Annotated in this window: 1 pseudogene; it reads right to left on the bottom strand. The window is 70.5% G+C overall.

From position 1 onward, the window contains the following. Positions 1 to 865 (bottom strand): annotated as a pseudogene (locus BVI061214_RS00095) (phosphodiester glycosidase family protein); the annotation flags it as partial. Positions 866 to 912 lie beyond the last annotated feature (47 nt).

Below are 912 nucleotides of genomic sequence, written 5' to 3'. Positions count from 1 at the left end.
CCACCGCCTCAAACCGGGGAAGGCCCAGGAAGAACTGGAAGCCATCCCACATGAGGGCCACCCGGCCAAAGGGGTAGGAGACCGTGACCCCGTCCTGGACCCAGAGGCCGATGGGGGCGCCCGTCTTGGGGTCAAAGTACCCCCCGTTGAGGACGGCCAGGGCATCCGGGGCCAGGTCCTTGGGCAGGGCCCGCTTGAGGGGGGTCCCCACGGGGAGGAGGCGGCCCCTCTCCGCCTCCACCAGGTAAAGCCTCAGGGGCTCGGGCGTGAAGGCGTAGACCTCCCGGTAGCGGACCCCCGGGGCCAAGGCCTCCTCCACCTCGGGAAGGAGGAGGTAGAGGTCCAGGACCAGCCTGGGCGGGTTCTCCAGGGGGAAAAGCCGGTAGCGGAGGAGGCTTCCCGGGGCCTTCAGGGTGAGCCGGGTGCCCCGGGGGAGGAGGCGCACCTCGGCGGACAGGCCCTGGGGCCAGGGAGCGCTCAGCAGGCCCGGGACCAGGTAGGGAAGGCCCACCTCCAGGCTTCCCCTCCCCACCCCTTCCTCCGGGCTTCCCAGGTGGGGGGCGGGAAGGTCCAAGACCAGCCGGAAGAGGCGTCCCTGGCCCCCATAGCGCGCCCCCGCCTCGGGGACCTGGAAGTAGCCCAGGGCTTTGAGGACCTCGAGGGGAAGCCTCTCCCTTTCCGGAGGCGGCAGCTCCAGGGGAGGCTCCGCCCAGCCCACCCCGGGCACGTAGACCAGGCGCACCCCCTCCCCCTCGTAAACCCAGGCCCCGCCCTCCTCCCGGAACTCTAGGCCAAAGGTGCGGGCGGGAAGGAGGGTCTGGCCCAGGGCCAGGGAGAGGAAGAGGAGAAGGGCGAAAAGCCTCATCCCCCCATGAAAGCGGAAAAGGGTGAGAAGAGGCTTAGCCCTTGACC

It is taken from the genome of Thermus aquaticus (assembly GCF_001280255.1).
GTDB classification, from domain to species: domain Bacteria; phylum Deinococcota; class Deinococci; order Deinococcales; family Thermaceae; genus Thermus; species Thermus aquaticus.
Note: the sequence above shows the minus strand (reverse complement) of the source record. Positions and strands in the feature narration are given on the sequence as shown.